This window comes from uncultured Senegalimassilia sp., assembly GCF_902464545.1.
GTDB lineage: Bacteria > Actinomycetota > Coriobacteriia > Coriobacteriales > Eggerthellaceae > Senegalimassilia.
The window spans coordinates 1-26367 of record NZ_CABQJR010000011.1 but is presented as its reverse complement, the minus strand read 5'-3'; the positions used below and the strand labels follow the sequence as shown (position 1 = coordinate 26367).

General features: G+C 63.5%; 21 protein-coding genes and 1 tRNA gene. 5 read left to right on the top strand and 17 right to left on the bottom strand.

Features of this window, described 5'->3' with window-relative positions; genetic code table 11:
• Positions 1-269: 269 nt before the first annotated feature.
• Together carB and carA are read right to left on the bottom strand one after the other, a co-directional pair.
• A complete protein-coding gene (gene carB / locus RDW26_RS04440) occupies positions 270-3524 on the bottom strand; it encodes a carbamoyl-phosphate synthase large subunit (protein ID WP_307982681.1) in 3255 nt (1084 codons plus the stop codon).
• Complete coding sequence (gene carA / locus RDW26_RS04435) at positions 3517-4866, bottom strand: glutamine-hydrolyzing carbamoyl-phosphate synthase small subunit (protein WP_374110309.1); 1350 nt, start codon at positions 4864-4866, stop codon at positions 3517-3519. Before carA ends, carB begins: the two co-directional genes overlap by 8 nt.
• Positions 4867-5242: 376 nt before the next feature.
• On the opposite strand from carA, the gene RDW26_RS04430 reads away from it, so the two are divergent.
• Both RDW26_RS04430 and RDW26_RS04425 read left to right on the top strand, forming a co-directional pair.
• Entirely contained in the window at positions 5243-6439 is a 1197-nt protein-coding gene (locus RDW26_RS04430) for an MFS transporter (protein WP_307982679.1), read from the top strand.
• Positions 6440-6530: 91 nt separating this feature from the next.
• Positions 6531-7718, top strand: coding sequence for an MFS transporter (locus tag RDW26_RS04425; RefSeq protein ID WP_307982678.1), 1188 nt, complete (start codon positions 6531-6533; stop codon positions 7716-7718).
• 112 nt (positions 7719-7830) lie between these two features.
• Here the strand turns inward: RDW26_RS04425 and RDW26_RS04420 are convergent, their stop codons facing one another.
• The 6 genes from RDW26_RS04420 to RDW26_RS04395 form a co-directional block, all read right to left on the bottom strand.
• On the bottom strand, positions 7831-9123 hold the full coding sequence (locus RDW26_RS04420; RefSeq protein WP_298625309.1) for a dihydroorotase: 1293 nt from the start codon (positions 9121-9123) through the stop codon (positions 7831-7833).
• Positions 9107-10051: an aspartate carbamoyltransferase catalytic subunit gene (locus RDW26_RS04415; RefSeq protein WP_042434081.1), complete on the bottom strand. Its 945-nt coding sequence runs from the start codon at positions 10049-10051 to the stop codon at positions 9107-9109. Before RDW26_RS04415 ends, RDW26_RS04420 begins: the two co-directional genes overlap by 17 nt.
• 3 nt (positions 10052-10054) lie before the next feature.
• Positions 10055-10642, bottom strand: coding sequence for a bifunctional pyr operon transcriptional regulator/uracil phosphoribosyltransferase PyrR (pyrR, locus tag RDW26_RS04410; protein ID WP_042434078.1), 588 nt, complete (start codon positions 10640-10642; stop codon positions 10055-10057).
• A gap of 617 nt (positions 10643-11259) precedes the next feature.
• Positions 11260-12531 carry a glycosyltransferase family 4 protein gene (locus RDW26_RS04405; RefSeq protein ID WP_307982677.1) on the bottom strand — a complete coding sequence of 424 codons (1272 nt, stop codon included), beginning with the start codon at positions 12529-12531 and terminating at the stop codon, positions 11260-11262.
• A 54-nt stretch (positions 12532-12585) separates the two neighbouring features.
• Entirely contained in the window at positions 12586-13719 is a 1134-nt protein-coding gene (locus tag RDW26_RS04400) for an aminotransferase class V-fold PLP-dependent enzyme (RefSeq protein WP_307982676.1), read from the bottom strand.
• Positions 13720-13893: 174 nt separating this feature from the next.
• Positions 13894-14661 carry an acyl-CoA dehydratase activase gene (locus tag RDW26_RS04395; protein ID WP_307982675.1) on the bottom strand — a complete coding sequence of 256 codons (768 nt, stop codon included), beginning with the start codon at positions 14659-14661 and terminating at the stop codon, positions 13894-13896.
• Positions 14662-14838: 177 nt separating this feature from the next.
• Between RDW26_RS04395 and selD the strand changes: the two genes are divergently transcribed.
• Entirely contained in the window at positions 14839-15900 is a 1062-nt protein-coding gene (selD, locus tag RDW26_RS04390; protein WP_307982708.1) for a selenide, water dikinase SelD, read from the top strand.
• A gap of 109 nt (positions 15901-16009) precedes the next feature.
• Here selD and RDW26_RS04385 read toward each other — a convergent pair whose 3' ends face one another.
• From RDW26_RS04385 to RDW26_RS04370, 4 genes are all read right to left on the bottom strand, one after another.
• Positions 16010-16252 (bottom strand): DUF3343 domain-containing protein, encoded by a 243-nt coding sequence (locus tag RDW26_RS04385; RefSeq protein WP_307982674.1) that lies wholly within the window; start codon positions 16250-16252, stop codon positions 16010-16012.
• 18 nt (positions 16253-16270) lie between these two features.
• Positions 16271-16870, bottom strand: coding sequence for a sulfurtransferase-like selenium metabolism protein YedF (yedF, locus tag RDW26_RS04380; protein ID WP_307982673.1), 600 nt, complete (start codon positions 16868-16870; stop codon positions 16271-16273).
• 48 nt (positions 16871-16918) lie between these two features.
• The gene (locus tag RDW26_RS04375; protein WP_307982672.1) at positions 16919-18097 is read right to left on the bottom strand and encodes a double-cubane-cluster-containing anaerobic reductase; all 1179 of its coding nucleotides are present in this window, start codon (positions 18095-18097) and stop codon (positions 16919-16921) included.
• A gap of 235 nt (positions 18098-18332) precedes the next feature.
• Positions 18333-19175 (bottom strand): formate/nitrite transporter family protein, encoded by an 843-nt coding sequence (locus tag RDW26_RS04370; protein WP_307982671.1) that lies wholly within the window; start codon positions 19173-19175, stop codon positions 18333-18335.
• Positions 19176-19428: 253 nt separating this feature from the next.
• Here RDW26_RS04370 and selA point away from each other — a divergent pair, with 253 nt between their 5' ends.
• Positions 19429-20892 (top strand): L-seryl-tRNA(Sec) selenium transferase, encoded by a 1464-nt coding sequence (selA, locus tag RDW26_RS04365; RefSeq protein WP_307982670.1) that lies wholly within the window; start codon positions 19429-19431, stop codon positions 20890-20892.
• 6 nt (positions 20893-20898) lie between these two features.
• Positions 20899-22833: a selenocysteine-specific translation elongation factor gene (gene selB, locus RDW26_RS04360; protein ID WP_307982669.1), complete on the top strand. Its 1935-nt coding sequence runs from the start codon at positions 20899-20901 to the stop codon at positions 22831-22833.
• 246 nt (positions 22834-23079) lie between these two features.
• Here the strand turns inward: selB and RDW26_RS04355 are convergent.
• From RDW26_RS04355 to RDW26_RS04335, 5 genes are all read right to left on the bottom strand, one after another.
• A tRNA-Sec gene (locus RDW26_RS04355) sits at positions 23080-23176 on the bottom strand.
• A gap of 103 nt (positions 23177-23279) precedes the next feature.
• Positions 23280-23549, bottom strand: a complete 270-nt coding sequence (locus tag RDW26_RS04350; protein WP_307982668.1) for a hypothetical protein — start codon at positions 23547-23549, stop codon at positions 23280-23282.
• 272 nt (positions 23550-23821) lie between these two features.
• A complete protein-coding gene (locus RDW26_RS04345) occupies positions 23822-24757 on the bottom strand; it encodes a protein kinase (protein WP_307982667.1) in 936 nt (311 codons plus the stop codon).
• 81 nt (positions 24758-24838) lie between these two features.
• The gene (locus tag RDW26_RS04340) at positions 24839-25261 is read right to left on the bottom strand and encodes a helix-turn-helix transcriptional regulator (protein WP_307982666.1); all 423 of its coding nucleotides are present in this window, start codon (positions 25259-25261) and stop codon (positions 24839-24841) included.
• 122 nt (positions 25262-25383) lie between these two features.
• Entirely contained in the window at positions 25384-26133 is a 750-nt protein-coding gene (locus RDW26_RS04335; RefSeq protein WP_307982665.1) for a DUF4352 domain-containing protein, read from the bottom strand.
• Between the last annotated feature and the right edge of the window lie 234 nt (positions 26134-26367).

Sequence of the window (26367 nt, the reverse complement as noted above, 5' to 3'; positions counted from 1 at the left end):
GCTCCTTCCGTCACGATGGCCGCGATGCGGCCCTTGCTACGTTGGGAGCGATTGTACCATTGCAGCAGCTAGCAGGGGCAAATGCCGACAGTTCGAACGCAAACGGCCCACGAGCGCGCCCGAGATACCCTACGCAAGGGCAGAAAGGATGCAACGGGCGAAATAACGGCGACGGGGACGGCGCCTCGCGCAGCATGCGAACCGCCGCCGCGCGAAACGCGCTCCCGTCGCCTATCCCCCGCGGGTTCGCACCGGCAGGGCGATACGCCTTACTTGACCGGATCCCCCTCTAGCGGCAAAGGATGCTGCGGAAGATCTTGCAGCGCAATCACCGTCAACCCGTTCGCGCGCATGGCCTCCAAACCTGCCGCCATGGCCTGGGCGCCTGCAAGCGTGGTGATCTGCGTGACGCCGTGCTTGACCGCCTCGGTTCGCAGCTCGTAGCCATCGTCGCGGGTGGCATGACCGAACGGCGTGTTGATCATCAACGCGATCTCGCCGGCAACCAGCATGTCGAGCACGTTGGGCTCGCCTTCGCTGATCTTCTTGACCGGTGTACAGTCTACACCGGCAGCTCCCAGCGTACGCGCCGTTCCCGCGGTAGCCACGATACGGAAGCCGAGACGCACGATGTCGCGCGCAATGGGCACGATGCCGCGTTTATCGCGGTCGCACACGCTCACGAACACCGTACCGCCCTCGGGAAGCTTATAGCTGATGGCAAGCTGGGTCTTGGCGAACGCGCACGGGAAGTTCTCCGCGATGCCCATGACCTCGCCGGTCGATTTCATCTCGGGACCGAGGATGGTGTCCGCACCCGGGAAGCGGCCGAAAGGCATAACGGCCTCCTTGACGCTGAAGCGGTCCAAGCGCCGCTCGTCGCTTGGCAGGCGAAGTTCGGCGATGCTCTCGCCCGCCATGATGCGTGCAGCGGCCTGCGCTAAGGGAACCCCGGTGGCCTTCGAGGCGAACGGCACGGTGCGACTGGCTCGCGGATTGGCCTCGATCATGTAGATGACCTGGTCCTTGATGGCGAACTGTATGTTGAGCAAACCGACCACGCCCAAGCGAAGCGCCAGGCGGCGCGCGATGGAGCGCAGCTGCGCCTGGATGGCATCGGAGAGCGAGAACGGTGGCGTGCAGCAGGCCGAGTCGCCGGAATGGATGCCGGCCATCTCGATATGCTCCATGATGGCCCCGACGTAGGTTTCGGTGCCGTCGCACAGGGCGTCAAGGTCAAGCTCCACGGCCCCCTCGAGGAAGCGATCGAGATATACCGGGTGATCCGGCGTGATCTTGGCCGCCTCCGCCATATAGCGCTTGAGCTGGGCATCGTCGTAGACGATGCCCATACCGCGCCCGCCGAGCACGTAGCTCGGGCGCACGAGCAGCGGGAAGCCGATGTCTGCCGCAACCTTTCGCGCCTGCTCGAAGGTGGTCGCCTGACCAGCGGCAGGATAGGCGATGTCGAGCTCGTCGCATACGGCACGGAACCGGTCGCGGTCCTCGGCAAGGTCGATGGCCTCGGGCTTCGTGCCCATGATGTTGACGCCGGCTTCTTGCAGGGCAGCCGCCAGCTTCAACGGGGTCTGCCCGCCCAACGTGACCACCACGCCCTCGGGCTGCTCGACATCGACGATGTCCATAACGTCCTCGAAGGTCAGCGGCTCGAAATACAGCTTGTCGGAGGTATCGTAGTCGGTCGACACGGTCTCGGGGTTGCAGTTGACCATGATCGTCTCGTAGCCAGCGTCCCGAAGCGCATAGCTGGCGTGCACGCAACAGTAATCGAACTCGATGCCCTGCCCGATACGATTCGGCCCGGCGCCCAAGATCATGACGCTCTTGCGACCCGGCGTGGGAACGGCCTCGTTCTCATCCGCATCATAGGTTTTGTAGTGGTATGCCGTGGTGCCGGGGAACTCGGCGGCGCAGGTGTCGACCGTCTTGAACGCCGGCACGACGCCGAGGCGCTTGCGCTGAGCACGTACCTCAAGCTCATCGGCGCCGACGAGGTGTCCGATCTGCATATCTGACAGGCCCATGCGTTTCAGCAGGCGGAAGGCGTCCGCATCGAGCTGCTCAAGGGACATGCCGCGAAGGTTCTCCTCGATGACGACGATATCGCGCATGCGGTCGATGAACCACGGATCGATGCCCGTGGCCTCGTGCAACCGCTGCGTACTCCACCCGCGGCGAAGCGCCTCGGCCATATAGAAGATGCGGTCTTGCGTGGGGCGCCCGACCAGCTCATCGAAGCCGTCCTGCTCGAGCACATCCTTGCATTTACCGTCGGCGTTCAGGCCGGCGCGCCCGTTTTCCAGCGAGCGCATGGCCTTGCCGAGCGCTTCCTCGAACGTACGCCCGATCCCCATGACCTCGCCGACGGCCTTCATGCGCGTGGACAGCACGTCGTCAGCGCCCTGGAACTTCTCGAACGCGAAGCGAGGAACCTTCACCACGCAGTAGTCTATGGAAGGCTCGAAGCATGCAGGCGTGGCCTTCGTGATATCGTTGACGATTTCGTCAAGCGTATACCCGACGGCAAGGCGCGCCGCGGCCTTGGCGATGGGGAAACCGGTGGCCTTGGAAGCAAGCGCCGACGAGCGCGATACGCGCGGGTTCATCTCGATGACCACCATGCGGCCGTTTTGCGGGTTCACGGCGAACTGCACGTTCGACCCGCCCGTCTCCACACCCACCTTTTCGAGAATGGCGAGGCTTGCCGCGCGCATGCGCTGGTATTCCACGTCGCTAAGCGTTTGAGCAGGGGCGACGGTGATGGAATCGCCCGTGTGCACGCCCATGGCGTCGAGGTTCTCGATGGAGCAGACGATGATGCCGTTTCCGGCCTTATCGCGCATGACCTCCATCTCGTATTCTTTCCAGCCTTCGATGGATTCTTCAACGAGCACCTCGCCGGCTGGCGACAACTCAAGGCCCTGCGACACGATCAGGCGCAGCTCATCCTCGTTGTGCGCGATACCGCCGCCGGCGCCGCCCATGGTGAAGCTCGGGCGCAAAACCACCGGATATCCGAGCTTTTCCACGATGGCCAGCGCATCCTCGACGCGATACGCATAATCGCTGCGGGCCGTTTCGATGCCAAGCTCTGCCATGCACTCGTTGAACAGCTTACGGTCCTCGCCGCGGTTGATGGCATCAAGGTCGCAGCCGATCATCACAACGCCGTATTTCTCCAGAATGCCGGATTCAGCCAGCTCAACCGCGGCGTTCAAACCGGTTTGCCCGCCCAAGGTGGGCAGAAGCGCATCCGGATGCTCGCGAGCGATGACCCGTTCGATGAACTCGGCGGTGATGGGCTCGACGTAGGTGCGATCGGCCATGGCGGGATCGGTCATGATGGTCGCCGGGTTGGAGTTGACCAGCACCACGCGAAAACCCTCGTCCTTGAGCACCTTGCACGCCTGCGTGCCGGAGTAATCGAATTCGCACGCCTGACCGATGACGATGGGACCGGAGCCGATGACCAGAATGGTTTCGATATCGTTGCGTTTAGGCATTCGTGAGCTCCTTCGCTGCTTCGGCGCCGAACCGCCAACCCGCCAAGCGGTCGGCAGCGATGTCGATGTCCAGATAATCCTTGCGTCCTTCCATCAAGCGCACGAACGCCGTGAACAGATAGTGCGCATCGGTCGGGCCCGGCGCGGCCTCGGGATGGTACTGCACGCAAAACGCGGGCACGTCCAGAAACGCCACGCCCTCCACCGTGCCGTCGTTGAGGTTGACATGGGTTAGCCGGATACGCCCGAAGCGGTCGTTTTGCACGACGGGAGCGATGCCGGCGCGTACCCAAAAGCGCAGGTCGTCATGATGCTCGGTATGCCCGCCCGACAGCTCCGGCACAAGCTCGCCCATGCTGGGGAACAGCACCCCGAACCCATGGTTTTGCGCCGTGATCTCCACGCGGCGCGTGAGGAGGTTCATCACGGGATGGTTGCCGCCTCGATGACCGAACTTGAGCTTCTCGATATCGGCGCCGGCAGCTTTGCCCATCATCTGATGACCCAGGCAGATACCGAACATCGGCACCTTACCGAGCAGCTTCTCAACCTGGGAATACGTGCCCGAGACCGCATCTGGATCGCCGGGTCCGTTGCTTAAGAACACGCCATCGGGATGCTGCGCAAGAACGTCCTCGGCAGGCGTATCCCACGGCACGCACGTGACCGAGCATCCAGCGCGCACGAGCCCGTCGAGGATGGAGCGCTTCACGCCGCAATCGTAGGCAATGACGTTGAAACGGGCTGAGGGGGCCTCGGTCAAAGCGAAAAGCACGCTATTCGGCACATCGTCGGCAGTATGTTCATAAGGGCGTTCGCGAGACACCGTGGCGGCAAGGTTTTGCCCCACGATGCTCTCGCTCGCGCGCACTTTCGCGACCAGGCTTTCCACGTCATCATCGACGGTGGAGATGATCGCGCGCTGGGCACCATGGTCGCGCACGTGGCGCACGAGCGCGCGCGTGTCCACGCCCTCGATGGCCGCCACGCCGTTGCGTTGCAAGTACTCGCCAACAGACATGCCGCTGCGCCAATTGCTCGGCGTTGCGCACATATCGCGCACCACCAGCCCTCGCAGTGCGGGCTTGCCCGATTGCGCATCCTGTAGATTCACGCCATAGTTGCCGATTTGAGGATACGTCAGCGTGATGATCTGGCCCGCATAGCTGGGGTCGCTGATCACCTCGAGATACCCCTCGAGCGAGGTGTTGAAGCATATCTCGCCGAAAGCCTCCCCCGCAGCGCCGCACGCCGTGCCGAAGAACACGGTGCCATCTTCTAAAGCTAAAGCCGCCTTCGCGCCAACCCCCTTCGAGGTCCCGCGTAGCAGCTGTTCTGTGATGTTGCTCACATGCAACTCCTTTCGTGATGGCAAGCGCGCACCGACTCCGTAAGGCCGAATCCCGACCTCGTGGGCCGAACACTATGCAATCAAAGCCGGCCATCGCCCGCCATATTCCTTTTCGGTCTCTCCGTACCGCCCTTAAAGGACTTGGAGGAGTATACAACTGAATAGCTGTTTTACTTTGTGTTATGCAGTTTTATTACCTGTTGTTAACGTAATATGCATTGAAATCGGCTGCCGATTTTGTGCAGGCGCACATAAACCCCTGGTGGGACGCGGATTTCGGCCCGCTTTCCCATTGAGGGGAACCTCCCATACGTAGTAGGATGTCTGCTATACGGGGAAATATTCCGGAATCGGGAAGGGGAAACCGATGGGAATCGATGAACAGGCGACAAGCCAACCTCCAGGTGCGATGCGCGGCGCCATCGTGGGAACGGTGGCTTTGGTAACGGTGTTCGCGGCAGCCTCCGCGCCCATCCCGCTTTACGCCACGTGGCAGCAACAGCTGGGTCTTTCCGCCTCCGACGTTTCCATGACCATCGTCATGTACCTGTTCGGCGTGCTTTCCGTCCTGTTCTTCGCCGGATCGCTGTCGGACGCATCCGGGCGCAGGCCCACAGTGGGCGCCGCGCTTGCCTGCGGCGTTGCCGGCTGCCTGCTGTTCATCGGTCTGTCAAGCGGCCCTATGCTGCAATTCGCCCGTTTCGTGCAGGGCGTTTCCTGTGCACTCTCCATGAGCGCCACCTCTGCGTTCGTAATCGACTGCACCTCGGAGCGCCATCGCACGTTCGGTATGACCATCGCAAGCACAGGGTATCTGATCGGGCTTACCGTGGGATCGCTAGGCATCGGGTTTTTCGCCACCGTTTCCACCGCCTATTGGCAGGTATTCGCCGTGATGGCCGTAATCATGCTCGCAACGATGCTCGCCCTTCCCTTCACGCCTGAAACGGTGCACAACCGCATCACCTGGAAAAAAGCCGTGAAGCCGATGGTGCACGTGCCGCCCCATCTTCGAAAGCTGCTCCCTATCGTGGCCGGCGGCTATATCTCCACCTGGTCGGTCGGCTTCTTCTTCCAATCGCTTTCCACGCCGGCATCGGTGGACTACTTCGGGGCAACCGATCCGCTCATCCCGTCTTTGGTGCTGGCTTTGGCCATGGCACCGAGTGCGCTAGGAGGGCCTGTTTCGGCGCGCATGGGAACGCGATCTTCTATGATCGTCGGCTACATCATCATGTTCGACACGATCATCGCACTAGGGGTGTGCATGGTTTTGGGGCTTTTGGTCCCCTATCTGGTGCTCGAGGTGGTGTTCGCAGTCACCACGGGCATGATCCTATCCTCGAGTCTGCATATGCTCATCAGCGCATCCACCCCGCAGGAAAACGCCAGCGTGGTAACGCTTGCCAACCTGACCGGTTACGTAGGGTCGACCGTGGTGTCGACCATTCAAACAGGGCTCACCGCCACATTCGACCTGGCAACGGTGTACGCCTTCATCGCGCTTCTCGCCGCCATCTCGATCGTACCGGGATGCATATCGATGGCTAAACATCAACGATAACAGTTAGCGAACAGCACGTCGTTTCCGGGGCGCACGCGCCTTGACGCTACCCCGATGCAACGCGACGAGCTTGCAATGACGAGGAGGGGACATGACCGAAAACTGCCACGCATCGAATGCGAAAGACCTGAGAAGCGCCATCATCGCGGCGTGCGCCATGCTGCTGACCTTCGCCGCGGTGGCGGTGCCCGTGCCGTTGTACGCCGAGTACAAGGTAGCCCTGGGGCTGACCGATGCCGACATCTCGCTGACCATGGTTTCCTATCTCACCGGCGTTCTGACCACGTTGTTCGTAGGAGGTTCGCTCTCGGACGCGCTCGGTCGCAGGCCGCTCGTGGCCGCCGCCCTGCTGTTCGGCTCGCTAGCCTGCGCGCTGTATATCTGGCTGCCAAACGGAGCCGCCTTGCAGATCGCCCGTATGGTGCAAGGCGTTTCGTGCGGCCTCACCATGAGCGCGACCTCGGCTTTCATGCTTGATTGCACCTCGCAGCGCTATCGCACCTTCGGCACCACCATCGCCAGCACCGGCTGCTTGATCGGCATGATGATCGGGTCTTTGGGCATCGGTATCTACGCCACGTTCTCGCGCAACTATATCCCCATGTTCGCCGTGCTCATCGTGCTGATGATGCTCAATGCCGTCCTTCTTCCGCTTGCGCAGGAAACGGTCACGCAGCGGATCACCATCCGCAAGGCCATCAAACCGCTCGTGCATATCCCGAAGAACCTTCGCCCGGTATTCCCGCTTGCCGCAGGATGCTATATCGCGGCTTGGGGCACCGGCGTGTTTTTCCAATCGCTGTCAACCCCTGCCGCTGTGGCGTACTTCAAATCGACCGACCCGTTAATCCCCGCGCTCATGTTCGCGCTGGCCATGGCACCGAGCGCGTTGGGCGGCCCCATGTCCGCCCGCACCACCACGCGATTCGCCGTATACGGCGGCACGGCGCTGCTGTGCGTCAGCTACGCGATCTTGTGGGTTACGCTCACGAAGGGCATGACGGTGCCGTTCCTGATCGCCGACGGCGTGTTCAGCGTTTCCACCGGCATCCTCCTGTCCGCCAGCATGCATATGCTCATCAGCTACAGCGACCCCGCCGACAGCGCCAGCGTGGTATCGCTCATCAACTTCACCGGCTATGTGGGCTCCACGGTAGTGAGCATCGCCATGAGCACCATCGCCAACACCTTGGCTTTGAGCACCGTTCTTATGGTCGGTTTCGCCATCTCGATGGTGTTCATGATCCCCGGTTTCGCAACGAAGGCGCTGCGCAAGTAGCGCGAATACACGGCACCCGCCAAAGACAAATTGACCACCGCGAATGCAAAAAGGGATGCCCCGGATCGAATCCGAGGCATCCCTTCGTTATATGCGCTGGTAAAGCTCGTCGCTATTCGACGATCTTGCCGTCTTCCATGGTAGCGTAGCCGCCGACGTACACGTCGGTTGCACGGCCGGTGAGCTGGGCACCGATGAAGCCGGAGTTCTTCGCCTTGCTGCAGAAATCAGCGGCATCGACGGTCCAGGCGGCCTCAGGATCGATGACCGTCAGGTCAGCGGTGCTGCCGGCCTCGAGGGCCACGCGCTCCACACCCAGAATAGTGCGCTGGTTGGCTCCCATGAGCTCGGTCATGCGCTCCCAGGAGATCTTGCCGGTGGCGACCAGGTTGGTGATGACCAGGCCCAGGCTGGTCTCCAGGCCGATCATGCCGAACGGCGCCAGCTCGAACTCGCGGTCCTTCTCCCATGCGGTGTGCGGGGCATGGTCGGTGACGATGGCGTCGACGGTGCCGTCGATCACACCGGCGATAAGGGCCTCGGCATCGGCAGCCGTGCGCAGCGGCGGGTTGACCTTGAGGGCCGTGGAGTAATCGTCGCCGATGTTGTCCTCAGTGAGGAACAGGTGATGCGGGGTGACCTCGCAGGTAACCGGCAGGCCCTCGGCCTTGGCGGCGCGCACCATATCAAGGCCGCGCGCGGTGGAGATGTGCTGGATGTGCAGCTTGCAGCCGGTCAGGCGACACAGGGCGATGTCGCGAGCGATCTGCAGTTCCTCGCCTTCCGCCGGCCAACCCAGAAGACCAAGGCGCGTGGAGGCGACGCCCTCGTTGACCTGGCCGTCGCCGACCAGATCCTCGTCCTGGCAGTGGCTCATGACCACGCGACCGAACTGGCTGGCGTAATCCATGACGCGGCGCATCATGCCGGCAGCCTGGATGCCACGGCCGTCATCGGTGAACGCGACGGCGCCGTGTGCGGCCATGTCGCCCATCTCGGAGAGCGTCTCGCCCTTCAGGCCCTGCGAGCAGGAACCCGACACGTGCACGCGGCATTTACCGGCCTGAAGGGCGATGGATTTCACATACTCGACGGCGACGGCGTTGTCGACGACCGGGTTGGTGTTGGGCATGGCGCAAACCGCCGTGAAGCCGCCATGGGCTGCGGCGCGGGTGCCGCTGGCGATGTCTTCCTTCTGCTCGAAACCCGGCTCGCGCAGATGCACATGCATGTCAACCAGGCCCGGGACGACGATCTTGCCGGCCAAGTCGCGCTCAACGCCCTTCTCCAGGGAAATGCCCTGGCCGATCTCGACGATCTTACCGTCGCGGATGAGGATGTCGGCGGTTTCGTTCAGACCGACCTGCGGGTCGATCACATGCGCGTTCTTAAGCAGTAATGCCATCTTCGCTCCCTCCAAGCAGCAGGTACAGGGCGGCCATGCGGGTCAGGATGCCGGCATAGACCTGGTCAAGGATGACCGAACGCTCCGGGTGGTCGGCCATAAAGGAATCCAGCTCGACGCCACGGTTGATGGGGCCGGGATGGCACACAATGCAGTCGGGGCGCATGAGCTTGTTGCGCTTCTCGGTGAGGCCGTAGAGCATGTTGTACTCGCGCAGGCTGGGGTACGGCGCGCCCTCGAGGCGCTCGCGCTGGATGCGCAGCATGTACACGACGTCAAGTTCGGGGAGCACCTCGTCGATGTTGTGCGAGATGTGATCGACGCCGAGCACCTCGGGGCGTGCGGGCAGCAGCGTGGGCGGAGCGATGGCGGTGACCTCGCAGCCCATGATCTTCAGGGCCGGGATGAGGCTGCCGCACACGCGGGAGTGCCCGATGTCGCCGACGACGCCGACCTTCAAGCCGTCGAGACGGCCCTTGGTCTGCCAGATGGTGTACAGGTCGAGCAACGCCTGCGTGGGATGCTGATGCTTGCCGTCGCCTGCGTCGATGACGTGGACGCCGGACACGTCGGCGATCTTGCGCGGCACGCCGGCGTGCTTGTCGCGCACGACGATCATGTCGATCTTGTAGGAGCACAGCGTTTCCACCGTGTCCACCAGGCTCTCGCCCTTGACCGAGGAGGTGGAGCTGCCGCCGAAGTTCAGACTTGCAGCGGACAGGCGCTTCTCGGCCATCTCGAAGCTCGAGCGCGTGCGGGTGGACGGCTCGTTGAACATGTTGACCACGGTGAAGCCCTTGAGCGTGGGCACCTGCTTGATGCGGCGCTCGTTGACCTCCTTGAACTTCACGGCCGTTTCCAGGATGGCCATGATGTCATCGGCGGAATACTCCGTGATGTCGATAAGATGCTTATGGTTGAAAGCCATTCCCTATTCACCTCCCAGCGGTGCGGCGCCGATGTGCGCGCCGTCGGACATTTCCAGAATCTCGACCTCGGACTTGCCGTCCACTTCCTCCAGGAACAGGCGCACGTTCTCCTGTGCGGCGGAAGGCACGTTCTTGCCGACGTAATCTGCGCGGATGGGAAGCTCGCGATGCCCGCGGTCCACGAGCACTGCCAGCTCCACGCGAGCCGGGCGCCCGATGTCCATGAGCGCATCGAGCGCGGCGCGGATGGTGCGGCCGGTGAAGAGCACGTCGTCTACGAGCACGACGTCCTTGCCGTCCATATCGAAGTCGATTTCGGTGGAATGCACTTCGGGGGCGAAGTGGGTGGCGAAGTCGTCACGATAGAAGCTGATGTCAAGCTTGCCGAGCGGCACCTTCGTGCCCTCGATCTGCTCGATCTTCTCAGCCAGGCGCTTGGCGAGCAGATCGCCGCGCGTGACGATGCCGACGAGCGCGAGGTTGTCCGCGCCCTTGTTGGTCTCGAGGATCTGATGCGCGATACGCACCAGAGAGCGCTCGATCTCGTCTGCATCCATGCAGACGTTCTTGACCGTCCCTGCGTCAGTCATACACACCCTTTCTCTAGTCGAGTGCGTACAGACAGACACGTCTATCGGGAAAGCCGCCGAGTTTTTCGGCCCGCCCGAACCTTGACGCCATGTCGCAAGGCATAAAAAACGCCTTTGCGGCTGACAAAGGCTTCATCTCAGATCCGCTCTTGTGAATGTGAGCGATTCGGGTGTTACCTTGTCGGTCTCTCTGTACCGCATTTAAAGGAACTGTTCGCAGTTTATGCGGACCGGCGCGGTTTGACAACCCCGAATATCGAAAAACTAAATGAAATAGCGTCTTGTAACGCCCACAACGCTTAGAACAGGCATTTTATGCACTCGTAACGCCCGTAGCTCCCACATAATCCGTGAAAACTCGGCACTTGGGATACAGCTGGGATAAGGTAGTCGAGCGAAATGTCCCGTGCATGGACAGCAAAAAGCCCCGCTTCGGCGGGGCTTTGCTTTACTCGTCATGAAACTTGACGACCACGTTGAAGCCTTGGACGGTGAACAGGGGACGGAGGTGCGTTCACGTAGCCAATCTCCGCACCTTTGGCAACGCAGCGCGAACACACCTCCGTCCCCTGTTCAGGTTCCACATTCCCCGCCCGCCGATGCGATTCGCGCAGATTCTAGCCGATCAGCTCGGTCATGCGGGCGGCCAGTGAATCCCAAGACACGGCGGTGGCGTCGAACCCGGTCCCCTCAAGGGGTCGCTCCGCCGCCGCTTGAAGCTGTTCGAGCAGCGCATCAGAAAGGCGCTGCTCGAAAGCCGGCAGATCCTCGGACACGGGCACGTCGACGCCCTCGATGCGCGGCGGCTCCACGAACGAGACGGGGGCATCGGGAAGGCACGCGTCAAGCCAGGGCTTGACGCCGGGAAGGCTTGTGACGACCGCCCGGCAGCCGCTTGCAAGCGCCTCCACCGTGACGAGCGGCAGCCCCTCGAAAAACGAGGGCAACACGAACACATGGCTTGCGTTATACGAAAGCACCAGGTCATCCTGCGAGACGCGGCCGCGAAACGCCACCGGGAACCGGCAACGGCCGGCCAGCTCGACGATTCGGTCGTACTGCGCCTGGTCGCTATAGCCGCCGACCAGGCGCAGCTCGACGTCTTGCGGGTCGAAGGGCAGCAGGTCCATGGCGCGAACAAGGCTTTCCACGCCCTTTGCGCGACAGAGCTTGCCCACGTACAGCACGCGCAACGGACGGGATGGGCGCAAACCGGCGCGAGGAGCGAACTCTTGGGAGTTGTAGCCGGTCCCCACGACGCGGATGCGTTCGGCGGGCAGCCCGAACAGCTCGGCGATCTCGGCCTTCTGCGCCTCGTGCAGCGCCATGACCCCATCGAGCGAGCGGACGGCGTCGGTGATGCGCTCCTTCTCCAGGCTGTGGTTGCGTAGCTGGCGAAGGTCGGTGGAGTGGCAAACCGCCCAGATCGGGCACGGGCGCCCCTTTCGGCCCGCCACTTCCCCATTCACGTCCGGTAACCGATTTTCACCGGCAAAAGCATCGAGCACATCGCAAGCCGTCGAGCACACCAGATACAGGTGATGGCAGATGATCGCATCGGGCCGGAAGCCCAGCACCGCCTCGCGAATGCGCTTCCCGAACGCAGCGCGGAACGCCTGGACCATCTCCGGCGTCATGTCGCGATACCGTGTGGCCTGGTAAGGCATCACGTCGCTCATGCCGCACACGGGAAACGGCAGCTCAGGTGTGCGAAAGCGCACCGGAAGGAACTCGACGCCGCTGGCAAGCTGCGGGGAGTCATCCTTGTCGATGCCGGCGATGACGGCCACCTGGTGGCCGGCGGCGGCCATAGAGGCCACCGTTTCGGCCAGGTACACGCCGCTGCCGGTGCTATCGGGCTTTTGGGCGGAGATGCAGAGGATGCGCATGGAGGTCCTTTCGGGATCTGGATGGCGTTGGGTTACGGAAGCATACGAAACGGGTCACGAGCAGGCGATTTCGCGCAGGGCCTCAAGAGCCGCATCGCAATCCTGCGACGAGTTCATAGCCCCGAAGCTGAAGCGCACGACGCCCTGCTGCTGCGTGCCGAGCGCCGTGTGCATGAGCGGGGCGCAATGCGCGCCCGGACGGACGCACACGCCCCACCCCTGCGCCAGCCGATCGGCGATCTCGCCGGAATCGGCATCGCCGACGTTGACGGCGACGATGCCGCAGCGTCGACCGGAGCCGCCGCCGAGCACCCGCACGCCATCGATGTCGGCGACCCTTTCCAGGAAGCGCGCCACCAGCCCCTCGATATGCGCTTGCACATCGGCCACGCCGCACTTTGCAAGCCAGGCGCACCCTGCCGCAAGGCCCACCAAGCCGTGCGCGTTTGCCGTACCGGCCTCGAGCGCCTCGGGCATGAAGCGTGGATGGCGCTCATCGAAGCTGTGCACGCCCGATCCGCCTTCCACCAGCGGGGCGATATCAAGGCCCGGGCGAACGCACAGCCCGCCGGTGCCCTGCGGCCCATACAGGCTTTTGTGGCCCGTGAAGCACACGACGTCTGCGCCGATGGCCGAAGCCGAGAACGCCCACGCGCCGGCCGTCTGGGCGGCATCGAGGATGAACAGCGCGCCTGCGTTATGCGCGGCGGCCGCCATGCGCTCGATGTCGTAGACGTCGCCGGTGACGTTGGAGGCGTGCGTGACCGTGACCAGGCTGGCACCGGCAAGGGCCTGCTCGTAGGATTCCCAATCTAGCGAGCCATCAGGTAGGATGCCGGCCACGCGCACCTGGCATCCGCGCTCGTCGCGCGCGCGGTTGAGCGGGCGCAGCACGGAGTTGTGCGAGGCGGCCGTGGTGACGGCAACGCCGCCTGCGGGCAACAGGCCGTCGATGGCGATGTTGAGGGCCATGGTGGCGTTCAAGGCGAACGACACGCTGCCGGCGCCCCAGGCCCCGACCAGGTCCGAAACCGCCTTGCGCGCCCCGAACACCGCCATGCTCGCATCGAGCGCGGCCTGGTGCGAGCCGCGTCCAGGGCCGCCGAACGACGTCATGGCCCCGCACACCGCATCGATGACGGCCTGGGGCTTGTGCATGGTGGTGGCTGCGTTGTCCAGATAGATCATGGCTTGTACCCAATCGTTCGAAGATGATGACGGTCACCGATTTTCACCGGCACCGTGAATGCGTACGGGGAATAGATGAAGGGAAGATATGCCCTCAAAGCGGCGAAAAGCGGGCCGTATGGAGAAAGCCGAACGGCCCATCCGCAAAGACAATGGCGGCGAAGGCGCAAACCGCTATTCCGCAGCCTCTATCTCGGCTGCGATGACGGCCGCGCCCAAGGCTCCCGCGAAACGCGCATCGGGGCAAGAACCCACCGGCGCGCCCAGCTCGGCCTCCAAACGCGCGCGGACGTAATCGTTGTCGCACAACCCGCCGGTAAGGTGATATCGCGCCGCGGGAACCTGCCCCACGAGCGTGCACACGCGCGCCACGACCGAATCGATGACCCCGCGGGCGATGTTCTCGCGCGGCTCGCCCTTGCCCACCAAGGAGATGACCTCGGATTCGGCGAACACGGTGCACATGTTGGAGATGACGGTGGGCTGCCCGGCGGCCGCCAAGCGCGCGAGCTCGGCTTGGCTGACGCCCAAACGGTCGGCCATGATCTCCAAGAAGCGCCCGGTGCCCGCAGAGCATTTGTCGTTCATGACGAACTTGCGCACCTTGCCGCCAGCAAGGCCGATGGCCTTGGTATCCTGCCCGCCGATATCGATGACGGTGCCGTCTTCGCGAAACAGCGCCGAGGCGCCGCGGGCGTGGCAGGTAATCTCGGTGACCACCTTGTCCGCGTACGGCACGGCCACACGGCCGTACCCTGTGGCCACCACCGGCATCCCGCCCGCATCGAACCCCTCGCAGGCAAGCGCGCTGCGCACCTGTTCGGCAACCTCGACGCTTGAAAAGCCGGTGGGGATGACCAGCTTGAACGCGATGGCGCCCGAAGAATCCGTCACGACGGCCTTCGTAGCCGTGGAACCGATGTCGATGCCGATGCCCGCCATACCCGATGCTCCCTGCCTTTCGTTGCAAGCCCATGAAACCGCACCCTATCAAACGCTTTCGCGCCTGATGCAAAAAGATGCATACCTACTTGCGACTATACTATACTGGCAATGATACCGACCCGACCCCATAAGAAAGGACCGCGCATGAGCACGGACAACCCCGCGAGCGGCGCCATGTGCGACGGCGATCGCATTCGCCTGACCACGCTCACCGATAAAGGCGGTTGAGCGGCTAAATGGGGTCCGGGAGACCTCTCCGAGATTCTGCGCGATATCGCGCCAGCCGTGCCAGACCCGAACCTGTTGCTTGGCTTCGACACCGCAGACGACGCGGCGGTTTGGCAGGTGGACGAAAACAACGCCGCCGTGCTGACGCTTGACTTCTTCACGCCCGTGGTCGACGACCCGTACGAGTTCGGCGCCGTGGCCGCGGCAAACGCCCTGTCCGACGTGTTCGCGATGGGCGGCAGGCCCGTCACGGCGCTCAACATCCTGGCCTTCCCCAGCTGCATGGGCACCGATGTGGTGGGAGACGTGCTGCGCGGCGGCGCGGACAAGGTGCGCGAGGCCGGGGCGTTCGTGGTGGGCGGCCATTCCATCGAAGACGACGAGCCCAAATACGGCCTTTCCGTGTTCGGCCTGGTGCACCCTGAGCGCATGGTACGAAACGGCGGGGCGCTGCCGGGGGATGCGCTGTACTACACGAAAACGCTCGGCACGGGCATCATGAACGCCGCGCTGCGGGCGAAGCTGCGCAGCGACGAGGACCTTCGCCCGGTCATCGACGGCATGATGGAGCTCAACCGCGCCGCCGCCGAGGCCATGCTGCAATGCGATGTGCATGCCTGCACCGACGTCACCGGCTTCGGCCTTGCCGGGCATCTGCACGAGATGCTCGACGCGTCCGGATGCGCGGCGCGGCTGGACTGGGACGCATTGCCCCTGTTCGACGGTGTCTACGAGCTGTCGTGCGACTACTGCCGCCCCGGCAAGACGTTCGGCATCATCGACTGGGCAAGCTCGTTCGTGGAGCAGGGCGAAATCGACGACTTCGAGTTCGACGACCGCATGGGCGTGCTGTGCGACCCGCAGACCTCCGGCGGCTTGCTCGTGGCCATCCCGCCGGAAAACGCAAGCCGCTTCGAGGCGGAGTGCGAGCAGCGCCAGGGACGCAAACCCTCCCGCATCGGAGCCTTCGAAGCCGGGCCGGCAGGCAAGATCTTCGTGAACTGGTAAGCGCGCAGACCGGCGCATCGCAGGGCACCGGCCGAACCGTTGCCATCCATGGTCGCAATAAGCCATACGCAAAACAAGGGGAGCCGTCGGACGACGGCTCCCCTTGCGTTCAGTACAGATCCACAACGGTGATGTCCTCGAAGGCAAGCCCCCGGTGCGCGAGCGCTTCCTCGAGCGTTTCGCGCTGCTCGGCGGGAACGCTCCAGGCCAGGCCGCAGCCCGCGGAGATCTCGGAGGGCACCGGGATAACCCGCCCCGGCAGGCCGCCGCCGGCCGCGGCGGCCTGCACGGCCATCGCGTCGGCCGTGCTATGAAACGTCACCACCGCATGCGGCGTTTTGCATCGCTGCATCTTACATACCGCCAACGGCTAGGGGCGTACGACGACGCCGGCCTCAAGCTGCTTCTGGACGATGACGTACATGTTGGTCACCTCGCCCACCGCAAGCTTGTCGGCAATCCCGAAATGGTTGAGGCAGGTTCCGCAGCTGAAGATCTCCACGCCGGCTTCGGCGAGCTTTTTCAGGTCCTCGAGCACAGGGCTGCCCTCGACGGTCAGATGCACGCCGCCGTTGTAGGCCAGGATGGCCGCCGGCAGCTCGTCTTGCTGGGTGAGCGCGAACACGAACGCCTTCATGAGCGTGGCGCCCAGCTCGTCGTCGCCCGAGCCCATCAGCTCGCTGGACAACACGACCACCTTCTGCCCCGCCGGCACGAGCGGCTGGCACTCCTCGCATGTCTCGGCGGCAGCCTGAGCGCCCTTCGTGAAGGTCACCGCGAACTCCGCTTCGCCGCGCTGCTCGGAGGCGGTTTCGATCTTGAGCGACTTGCCCAGGTTTTCCAGGTTGTGCATAGCGGTCTTGTTGTCCACCACCACCTCAAGGGCGCCCTCGCCCATGCCGGCAAGGGCCTTCTTCGCGTTCACCACGGGCAACGGGCACGCCTGCCCCTTGCAATCGAGCTTCTCCATGAGCGTTTCCTTTCCGCGGCGCAGCGCCGCATGTGCATAAACGATCGGCTACAGCATCTCGATGAACGCGCCCAGGCGGGTTTCCACCTGGCCGGCATCGTTGGTGGAGTAATCGGTTTCAAGCTTCATGTAAGGCACGCCGGCCTGCTCGCAGGCGCGCTGCACGCGCACCGCCTCGATGTTGAAGGTGTGGCAAGCTTGCAACACCACCTCAACGACGCCATCCACCTTGTATTTCCCCACCATGTCCATCATATGCTCGACTCGGCCCTCGTTGGGCGACATGACCGAGCAATTGATCTGCAGATAACGATCGGAGATGGCGCGCAGGATATCGGGCGCGTCCTCGTCGACGAGCATGCCCTGCGTGCGCTCGCCGGAGCAGTCGTCGATGCAGACGATCACGCCGCCGGCACGCTCGGCGGTCATGCCCACCTTCTGGATGACGCCGCCCGTGGGGCAGCCCGTGATCATGATGCGCTTGGCGCTTGCGGGCACCGGACGCTCCCCCGCCTCGTAGGCGCTGCGGCGCTTCTGCGCCAGGTCCTCAAGGGTTTGAGCATAGGAATCCACATCAAAGCCGAACGTGGCGCGCAGCAAGGTGGCCATAAGCTCCACGCCGCTCATCGCGGGGGGCTCGTTTTGCTGCAGGTTGTACAGATCCATCATGGCGCGGCGGACGCGGTTGCGCTTGCAGACCGCCTCGCGCAGGGCCTCGTCAGTGATCTGGACGTCGAAGCGCTGCTCGAGCTCCTCTTTGAGCAGCTTGCATTCCTCATACCAGATATCGCCGGCGTAGCTGCGGTTACGCGCCTGGGGCAGCTGCATGACGTGCACCGGCTTGATGTCGGCGAGCAGCTCGTACATCTTCTTCTTGCCGTCGCACGTGGTCTCGCCCAAGATTATGTCGCTGAAGTAGGTGAAAGGGCATTTGTCGGTGAGCGCGAAGCCGTACGTGCCCTTGATGAGCGGGCAGAGGTTTTTGGGCAGCACCGTCTCGGCATCGGGGATGGTCTCGTTGTTCATGCCGCACAGGCCCACCGCGCCGGCGCCCGCGGCGTCCACCAGCTCAAGCGGGCTGTACGAGCACAGGTAACCGCACAGGTTGCCGCCCTCCTGCTTGTAGTTCATGGCGTTGACGAAGCTGGCGCGGCGCGCCTCGTCGAAGGTATCGTAGATGCCGGGCAGGTCGACGGGCACCGCCGGTTCGTTTGCGGGTTCGAACATGGAAGCCTCTATTCGTTTCTCGTCTGTGATGATGCGTGCGCAAAAGGATATGCGCAAGTGACGCAAGCATGCTTGCGCGTGCAGAATCCAGCGCGCCCGATGGCAGAAAACGGCGCGTCTTTTAACCGACTATAGCACCGCCGCCCAACCGCGCCGCCGCGCAAAAAGAAAACGGCACCTGCAATCCGCAAGTGCCGTTCGCAAAATCGTTTGGGCCGGAACACCGGGCTTCGCGCTACTTCGCGCTCTTCCTGGCATACGCGAACCAGTAGGCCAGACCGACCAGGACGCCGCCGATGATGTTGCCGACCGTGGCGGCCGAAAGGTTGTACAGGATGGCCGTGACATCAAGCGCGCCGGCATTGGCGACCGCAGCGCCGAACCCGGCGGACTTCATGAGCAGGCCCGTAGGCAAAAAGAACATGTTCGCCACGCAGTGCTCGAAGCCGGCTGCCACGAAGAAGCTGATGGGGAGCATGATGCCGAGCACCTTGTCCACCACGGTGCGCGCGGAAAAGCCGATCCACACCGCCAGGCACACCATGACGTTGCACATGATGCCCTTGGCCATGAGCACGAGCCAATCGGGGGTGACCTTGCCGACGGCCACCGACACCATGGCGTCGCCCACGGCGCCGCCGTTCATCGAGCCGACGCCGCACCAGTAGATGAGCGCCACCACGATCAGCGACCCGACCAGGTTGCCCAGCCACACGATGACCCAGTTGCGCACCAGGCCGCCAAGTTTGATCTTGCCCGAAGCCAAGCCCGTGACCATGAGCATGTTGCCGGTGAACAGCTCGGCGCCGCAGCACAGCACAAGCACCAGGCCCAGGCTGAAGCAGATGCCGCCGACCATGCGCTGAGCGGCGAACGGCACGGCCGAGTCGCCCAGGAACACCAGGAAATACGTTGCGCCGAACGCGATGAACGCACCGGCGAGCATCGCCAGCACGAAGCACTTCGCGCCCGCCATGCCGGCCTTGCCCTCGGCCAGCGTCTCGGCCTTCGCCTCGATCTCGGCGGGGCCGAGCGCATCGGGTCGCAGCGCCTTCACATCCGATTGATCCATTGCCATGGAAACCTCCCCCTGTTCGCGATCTCTCGTCTTTTGGAAAAACACGGTAATTTTTGCATGGCTGCACGCGTGAAACGCCCGCGTTGGCGTGAACGGCGCGAATTGACCCGCCTGCGATAACATTTGCCGGACATTTGGCGCACTCGCCGCCTTGCCCGGGGCCGCATATGCCATGACTGCTATATTGAGCTACGGAAAACCCGCGGCGCCCCGCATGCGGGGCGCCGCCGCACGCTATAGGGAAAGAGGACCCATGCCCGAACCACGTACCGATCTGTTACGCGCATTGCCCCAGGTCGAAGAGCTGATGCAAGCCGCACCCATGAAGGCGCTCGAAGCCATCGTCCCCCGCTCCATGCTCGTCGACCGCGCCCGCGCGGCCGTGGATGCGCAACGTCGGCTCATCTTGGCGGGCGAGGCGGATGCAGTCGATGGCGAGGCCATCTTGACCGATGCCGTCAACGGCGCGCTCGCAACGCTGCGCCCAAGCCTCAGGCGCGTCATCAACGCGACCGGCGTGGTCATCCACACCAACCTCGGCCGCAGCGTGCTGGCAGAGCCCGCCGTGCAGGCGGTGGTGGAGGCGGCGCGCGGCTACTCCACGCTGGAATACAGCATCGAGATCATGGCGCGCGGCAGCCGTCATGATCACGTGGAGCATCTGATCTGCGCGCTCACCGGCGCAGAGGCGGCCATCGCCGTGAACAACAACGCGGCAGCCGTCATGATGGTGCTCGCCGAGTTCGCTGCCGGCCACGAGGCCATCGTCAGCCGAGGCGAGCTCGTCGAGATCGGCGGCAGCTTCCGCGTCCCCGACATCATGGCCCAGTCAAACGCCCGCATGGTGGAGGTGGGCGCCACGAACAAGACGCACGCCTTCGATTACGAACGCGCCATCACGCCCGACACGGCCATGCTGCTCAAGGTGCACCCCTCCAACTACCGCATGATCGGGTTCACTGAAAGCGTCTCGAAGACCGACCTGCGCCGCATCGCCGATGCGGAAAACGCCCGCCGCGGCGCTGCGGGCGCCGCCTGGCCCGAAGTGCTCGTCTACGAGGACCAGGGCTCGGGCGCGTTCATGCACCTGGACGTGTTCGGTGAATACGCCGAGCCCACGGTGCGCGAATCGCTTGCCGAGGGATGCGACCTGGTCAGCTTCTCGGGCGATAAGCTGCTCGGCGGGCCACAGGCCGGCATCGTGGTGGGCCGCAAGGACTACATCGACCGCCTGAAGAAGCATCCGCTGGCCCGCGCGCTGCGCCTGGACAAGATGACGCTCGCCGCCTTGGAGGCCACGCTGCGCCTGTATCTGGACCCCGAGGATGCGCTTGCCCGCATCCCCACGCTGCGCATGCTCACCGAAGATGCCGAAACGGTTCGCGAACGTGCCGAAGCATTGATGGAGGCCTTGGCCAAGCGCGTGACGCCCAAGCAGGCGCAGCTGGAGATCGTGGAGGAGACGGGGCGTGCAGGCGGAGGGTCGCTTCCCATGTGCGACATCCCCACGTTCTGCGTGCGCATGCGCTTCGAGGCCGGCGACGCGCAGGGCTGCGAGGAGCATCTGCAGCGCAACCGCGACGTACCCGTGATCGCGCGCATCAAGCGCGAATGCGTGCTGTTCGACGCGCGCACCATCACCGAAGAGGATATCCCCGAGATCGCCTGTGCCGTAGCCGGCTATTTCGCGGCCATCGAAGGGCGAAAGGAGTCGTAGCGCGCCATGGCAACCGAATCGAAACGAGACCTGGTGCTCGGAACCGCAGGCCATATCGACCACGGCAAATCCACCTTGGTCCAGGCGCTCACCGGCACCGACCCCGACAGGCTCAGCGAGGAGAAGCAGCGCGGCATCACCATCGAGCTCGGCTTCGCCGAGCTCAAGCTGCCCAACGGAAGCGCCATGGGCGTGGTCGACGTCCCGGGCCACGAGCGCTTCGTCCGCCAGATGATCGCGGGCTCCACCGGCATCGACGTGGCCCTTCTGTGCATCGCCGCCGATGACGGCATCATGCCGCAAACTGAGGAGCACTTGGCGGTGCTGCAGCTGCTGGCCGTGCCCACCTGCGTGGTGGCGCTCACGAAATGCGACCTGGTGGACGAGGAATGGGCGCTGTTCATGGAAGACGAGGTGCGCTCCCGCCTTGCCGCAACGCCGTATGCCCAGGCCGCCGTCGTGCCCGTTTCCGCCCGAACCGGGCAGGGCTTGGACGAGCTGCGGGAAGCCATACAGCTTGCCGCCCGCGCCACCGCCGGCCGCGCCGAGCAGGAGGCGATGCGCCTGCCCGTGGACCGCAGCTTCACCATCAAGGGCGCCGGCACCGTGGTGACCGGCACGCTCTGGAGCGGCATCGCGCACGTAGGCGACGAGGTGGAGGTGCTGCCCTCGGGCCTGCGCACGCGCATCCGCGGCATCCAGGTGCACGGCCAGGCGGTCGAGCAGGCCGCATCGGGCCACCGCACCGCGTTGAACCTCAACGCGGTGTCAACCGACGATGTGCGGCCGGGCAGCTTCATCTGCACCCCCGACGCCGTCACGCCCACCGACCACTTCGACGTCGACATCACCTACCTGGGGATTCCCGACCAGGACAAGCCGCTTGAAACCGGTTGCCGCGTGCATGTTGCGCACGGCACCTCCGAATGCATCGGGCGCGTGCTGCTCATGGACGGCGTGAAAAGCATTTCCCGTGGTCAGACGGCCGCAGCGCAGATCCGCACCGAAAACGACTTACCGGTTGCATACGGTGACCGGTTCGTCATCCGCTCCTACTCCCCCGTGCACGTGATCGGCGGCGGCGTGGTGCTGCGCGCTCATCCGCGACGCACGACCACGGTAAGCGAAGGCGACCGGACCTTGCTCGACACGCTGCGCGCAGGCGATGCCGCGGCAGCGGTGCGCGCCGCCTTCGATATGGCCGAGTTCCCCGCTACGCCCGCCGACATCGCCCATGCAACCGGGCTTGCGCTGTCGCAAACCGCCGATGAGCTGGAAGCGCTTGCCGCGTCCGGCGCCGCCGAGAAGCTTGCAGGGGCAGCTGGCGCGAACACCCGATTCGCCACCAAGCGCATGCTGCAGAAGCTGCTAGGCGCGATAGAGAACGCCTTGCTGCGATTCCATAGCGCAAACCCCGCAGCAACCGGCATGTCGAAAGACGCCCTGCGCCAAGCCTGCATGCCCCGATGCGCGCCCGACGCCTTCGATGCGGTGCTCGCGCGCGCTTGCGCGGAAGGCAAAGCCGTTGCCGATGGCGGCATGATAAGCCACCCGCAAGCCGGAGCCGGCGCCCGCAAGCTGGAGGAAGGCAACGCCGACAAGCTGGCCGAGCTGCTGGCCGCGGCAAGCTCGAAGCCGCCCGCGGTTGCCGACCTGCTCAAACAGGCCGACCTTGCACCAAAGCAGGGATACAAGGCACTTGGGCTGCTTGAGAAGCAAGGCCGCGCCGTCAAGGCCAGCGAGGAGTTCTACTTCGATGCCGACGCACTTGCCTCGCTCGAGCAGGCGGTTCGAGACGCATTGGCGAACGGCCCCGCTTCCGCGGCCGACCTCAAAGATGCCATGAGCCTGAGCCGCAAACACGCCATCCCCGTTCTCGAGCACTTCGACGATGCGGACGTCACGCGCCGCGTCGGCGACATGCGCGAGCTGGCAAGCTAGGCCGAAGGCGCCCATCAGGGTCGCAGCAAACCGATTCGGCGGCCACCCGTCGCCAAGCCTACCCTCTACTCGAGCACAGGGTAGACATACGCAAAACGCCTCCCTTCCCTATAGCATGGAAGGGAGGCGTTGCCGTTTTCAAGCCCGAAGGGGAACAGGCTATGCAACACATAAACCCGCAATGCTCCTCAAGTAAAACCAGTACATATAAAAAGAAGCCCCAAAGGGCTCCTTTTGCGTCTTATATGGCGGAGACACGTGCGAATCGAACACACCCGAGACGTTCTGCGCGCCTCACAACGGCTTTGAAGGCCGCGGGGCCCACCAGGACCCATCCATCTCCACGTGATTTCATCATTGATTGTACCCGAACCGTAATCTGATGCGGCCCCATTCGATAAACGGTGCGATATTTCCAAAAAATGGTTGGATAGCAGTAACAAATACTAGGATTCGCGCAAAAACAGGATGCCGATGAGCGTGAGCACGATGAATGCGGCGCCCATCATACCCGCCGCCACAATCGCCCGTTGTTTGAGCGTAGGTCGCTCAAACCAGTCGAACAGCCTTTCCAGCGGCCGGGTATCGACGAGCAACGGGATCGGCCAGTCCATGGCCAGCCAAACGCAGACATAGCCGACCGCGCAAGCGAAGGCGGGCAAGCGAGCCATGTCCCCCTGCGGATTCATGCAGGAGGCGACGCACGCGAAGACCATGACCGCGCCCCAAGCTGCCAAAAGGACATCCCACGCCACCCCCACGCCCAAAGGCAGGCGATGCGCAAGGCCGGACGAAAACTCCCACAGCCACCGCAAGGCGACTATTGCGCCATGCGCAAAAGCCGCAAAACCGCCGCGCTCCTTGGTATGACGCGACCCGGGTGCGCTAATCACCGCAGCCGACGGAACCATCTCCACCTCACAAGGCGCGGCGCAATCGCGAACCGAATCGGCGGCACGCACAGCGTCACAAGGCTGCGAAGCGCCATCTATACCGGAACTCGGCTCGGGTCCGGAATCTTGGACGCAACCCGCATCGGCAGAAGACACTCCCAGTCGAAGATCGCCGGAAGCCTGTGGGCACCACGCTCCAGTAGCAGGAGCTTCCCTTCGAAATTCGACCCGGCATCCAGTCGCATACATGAACGCTGCGCGCATCGCCGCCACCGATCCGAAGCGATCGGCAGGGTCGAACGCCGTCGCCTGGGCCACCACGTCGCGCACCGATTCGGGAACCCCATGGGCACGCAAGCGCCGTTGAACCGTCGACGAACGGGCGTCTCCTCGCACAGCAGGTAGAACAGCAGCATGCCCAAGGCATACACATCGCTGCGCACATCGGTCTGCCCGTAGCCGAACTGCTCGGGCGGCGCATAGGCGCGCGTGCCGAAATGGCTGGTATCGCACGCGGCATCCTTGTCGAACGTGCGAGCGATGCCCAGGTCGATCACCAAGACCGTATCCCCGTCCACCATGAAATTCGACGGCTTGATATCGCGATGGATAAGCGGCGGGTCGAAGCGGCCATGCAGCTCGGCAATGGCATCGCATATGCCGGGGAACAGCCGCTTTGCCACGTCAAGCGATGGACCGGTTTCGTAGATCTCATCGGCAAGCGTGCGCCCAGGCACGAATTCCATGACCACCGCATCCTGCTCCCCGAGCGAATAGCAGTCGACGATGCGTGGCAGGTGCAGAAACCGTTTGCCCCGACGTTGTGCTGCCAGCACGCGAGCGTACGCGCCGCCCAGCCCCGATTCGGCATCGAACACCTTGCGTACGTAGGGGCCTTGCTCGGCACCGTTGGCCCCGACGAAGAAGACGCGCTCCGTTCGCTCGTACCGGCCTTCCTTCAATACGGCATCGACGCGATAGCACTCATCGCGCGCAAGGCTGTCAAGATGTTGTCGGAGGGATTCGTTCATAACGATGATGGTAGCAGATGAATCGACGTGCCAACGTCGGAGAGCAGCGAACGGGCCGGCGCACCTTGCTCGAAATATGCGCTACTCGGTGATGGTGTCCTCATGGAAGGCGTAGAGCTGATCGTCTGCGGTTTGCAGCGTTTCGCCGTGGGTGATGCAGAAGATGATGATGGCGTCACGCCGGTTCTTGCAATACAGCTCGTTGCAGCCCCCCGCCTGCAAAAGGCGGTTCGTCTCGCGCAGCGACAGCTTCATGGCGAACGCAAGCTGCAGCAGCTTGTTGCGCGAGGGGTTGCGCTGGCCGACGAAGATCTGATATCCGAACGTGGGGTTGATGCCCGCAAGGCGAACCACCTCGGGACGCCTGAGGCCCCGCTCATCAAGCAGCTGCTGAAGATAGTCGGGCAAACTGCGGCACGCAAGCTTGTGCTTGCTGGCGAATACGGCTGGATCGGGCGAATCGAGCAGCTCGTTGAGCAAATCCTCGGTCATCGGTTCTTTCACGCGCCGCTTCCTTCTCCGCTTCGCCGGTTTTCGTTTCCTTGATTCCATAGTAGCAAAGAGGAGGCCCATCAGGCGCGGTGATGCAACCCACCGCGCCTGATGGGCGCAAACCTTCGGAATCGTTAGACGATATCCCAGGAAACATCCGAACCGCGGCCGATGAAGGCGTTCTGGTACAGCACCTTCACCACGTCGCCTTCGAAGTATAGGTTGCCGGAAACCGTGCCGCCGGCGGCAAGGGTACCGGAATTGAGCTCGTTCTCGCCGTTGGAGTAATACGTTTGCGAGCGCTGGGCACCCTGGGCGTCTTCGGCCTTCCAATCGTAAGGGTTGAATGACGCCTGGCTGCTGCCGTTGTTTTGATAGGTCACGCTCACCTGCGTGATGGGCGATCCGTCATAGTTCTGCAGCCCGGTCACCACGCCGTCGACCGTGAGCACCAGGCCGTTTTTGAGCGTGATGGAGCTGCCGGCCGCAGCAGCCTGAGCATCATCGGCGGCCTCATCGGAAGCAGGGGCCGTAGTCGCGGGCTGATGGGCTGCGGGCTGCGGAGCCACGGAGGTGCCCGAGAAGGCATCGTCGATAGCCGAGCTGTACATGCTTTGCGTGGCCAGCACCACGACGAAGGCGATGACGTTCATCGCCACGCCGGTGATGGACAGGCCCTTGCCCGACTTCCTCCCCTTCACGCACAGCACCGTGCCTATGAGCGCGAGCGCGAAGCCGATCGCGGCGAGCAATGCCGAGAAATTGTTGATGATGGGCAGAAACGACGTCGCCAAGGCGATGATTCCCAAAACGAAACCGGCGATTCCCAGCCCCGATTTCGATGGCCGCGAGGTCGGCGCGGCTTGCACAGTGTTGGTTTCCATGAGCATTCCCTTTCCCTAAACGATGCACTGACGTGCTGAAACGATGTCAATGCTAGAGAAAGGGCCTTATGATTTCATTAGACGATATGAGAGCCAGGGTGTGAAATAGCCCCCTGGATGACGGATGCGTGGGTCGGAACGAAAATATGCTTGCCAGCAAAGTTCCGCCACAAGTCAAAAGGAGGCTCTCATGCCGTATCGCACCAGCATCGGGCTGGATGTTCACGCCCGCTC

Excerpts from the sequence above, each read along its gene's own strand:
- carB (WP_307982681.1), bottom strand. The coding sequence starts at position 3,524 with ATGCCTAAACGCAACGATATCGAAACCATTCTGGTCATCGGCTCCGGT.
- RDW26_RS04430 (WP_307982679.1), top strand. The coding sequence starts at position 5,243 with ATGGGAATCGATGAACAGGCGACAAGCCAACCTCCAGGTGCGATGCGC.
- RDW26_RS04425 (WP_307982678.1), top strand. The coding sequence starts at position 6,531 with ATGACCGAAAACTGCCACGCATCGAATGCGAAAGACCTGAGAAGCGCC.
- RDW26_RS04420 (WP_298625309.1), bottom strand. The coding sequence starts at position 9,123 with ATGGCATTACTGCTTAAGAACGCGCATGTGATCGACCCGCAGGTCGGT.
- RDW26_RS04415 (WP_042434081.1), bottom strand. The coding sequence starts at position 10,051 with ATGGCTTTCAACCATAAGCATCTTATCGACATCACGGAGTATTCCGCC.
- pyrR (WP_042434078.1), bottom strand. The coding sequence starts at position 10,642 with ATGACTGACGCAGGGACGGTCAAGAACGTCTGCATGGATGCAGACGAG.
- RDW26_RS04405 (WP_307982677.1), bottom strand. The coding sequence starts at position 12,531 with ATGCGCATCCTCTGCATCTCCGCCCAAAAGCCCGATAGCACCGGCAGC.
- RDW26_RS04400 (WP_307982676.1), bottom strand. The coding sequence starts at position 13,719 with ATGATCTATCTGGACAACGCAGCCACCACCATGCACAAGCCCCAGGCC.
- RDW26_RS04395 (WP_307982675.1), bottom strand. The coding sequence starts at position 14,661 with ATGGCGGGCATCGGCATCGACATCGGTTCCACGGCTACGAAGGCCGTC.
- RDW26_RS04385 (WP_307982674.1), bottom strand. The coding sequence starts at position 16,252 with ATGCAGCGATGCAAAACGCCGCATGCGGTGGTGACGTTTCATAGCACG.
- yedF (WP_307982673.1), bottom strand. The coding sequence starts at position 16,870 with ATGGAGAAGCTCGATTGCAAGGGGCAGGCGTGCCCGTTGCCCGTGGTG.
- RDW26_RS04375 (WP_307982672.1), bottom strand. The coding sequence starts at position 18,097 with ATGTTCGAACCCGCAAACGAACCGGCGGTGCCCGTCGACCTGCCCGGC.
- RDW26_RS04370 (WP_307982671.1), bottom strand. The coding sequence starts at position 19,175 with ATGGCAATGGATCAATCGGATGTGAAGGCGCTGCGACCCGATGCGCTC.
- selA (WP_307982670.1), top strand. The coding sequence starts at position 19,429 with ATGCCCGAACCACGTACCGATCTGTTACGCGCATTGCCCCAGGTCGAA.
- selB (WP_307982669.1), top strand. The coding sequence starts at position 20,899 with ATGGCAACCGAATCGAAACGAGACCTGGTGCTCGGAACCGCAGGCCAT.
- RDW26_RS04350 (WP_307982668.1), bottom strand. The coding sequence starts at position 23,549 with ATGGTCTTCGCGTGCGTCGCCTCCTGCATGAATCCGCAGGGGGACATG.
- RDW26_RS04345 (WP_307982667.1), bottom strand. The coding sequence starts at position 24,757 with ATGAACGAATCCCTCCGACAACATCTTGACAGCCTTGCGCGCGATGAG.
- RDW26_RS04335 (WP_307982665.1), bottom strand. The coding sequence starts at position 26,133 with ATGGAAACCAACACTGTGCAAGCCGCGCCGACCTCGCGGCCATCGAAA.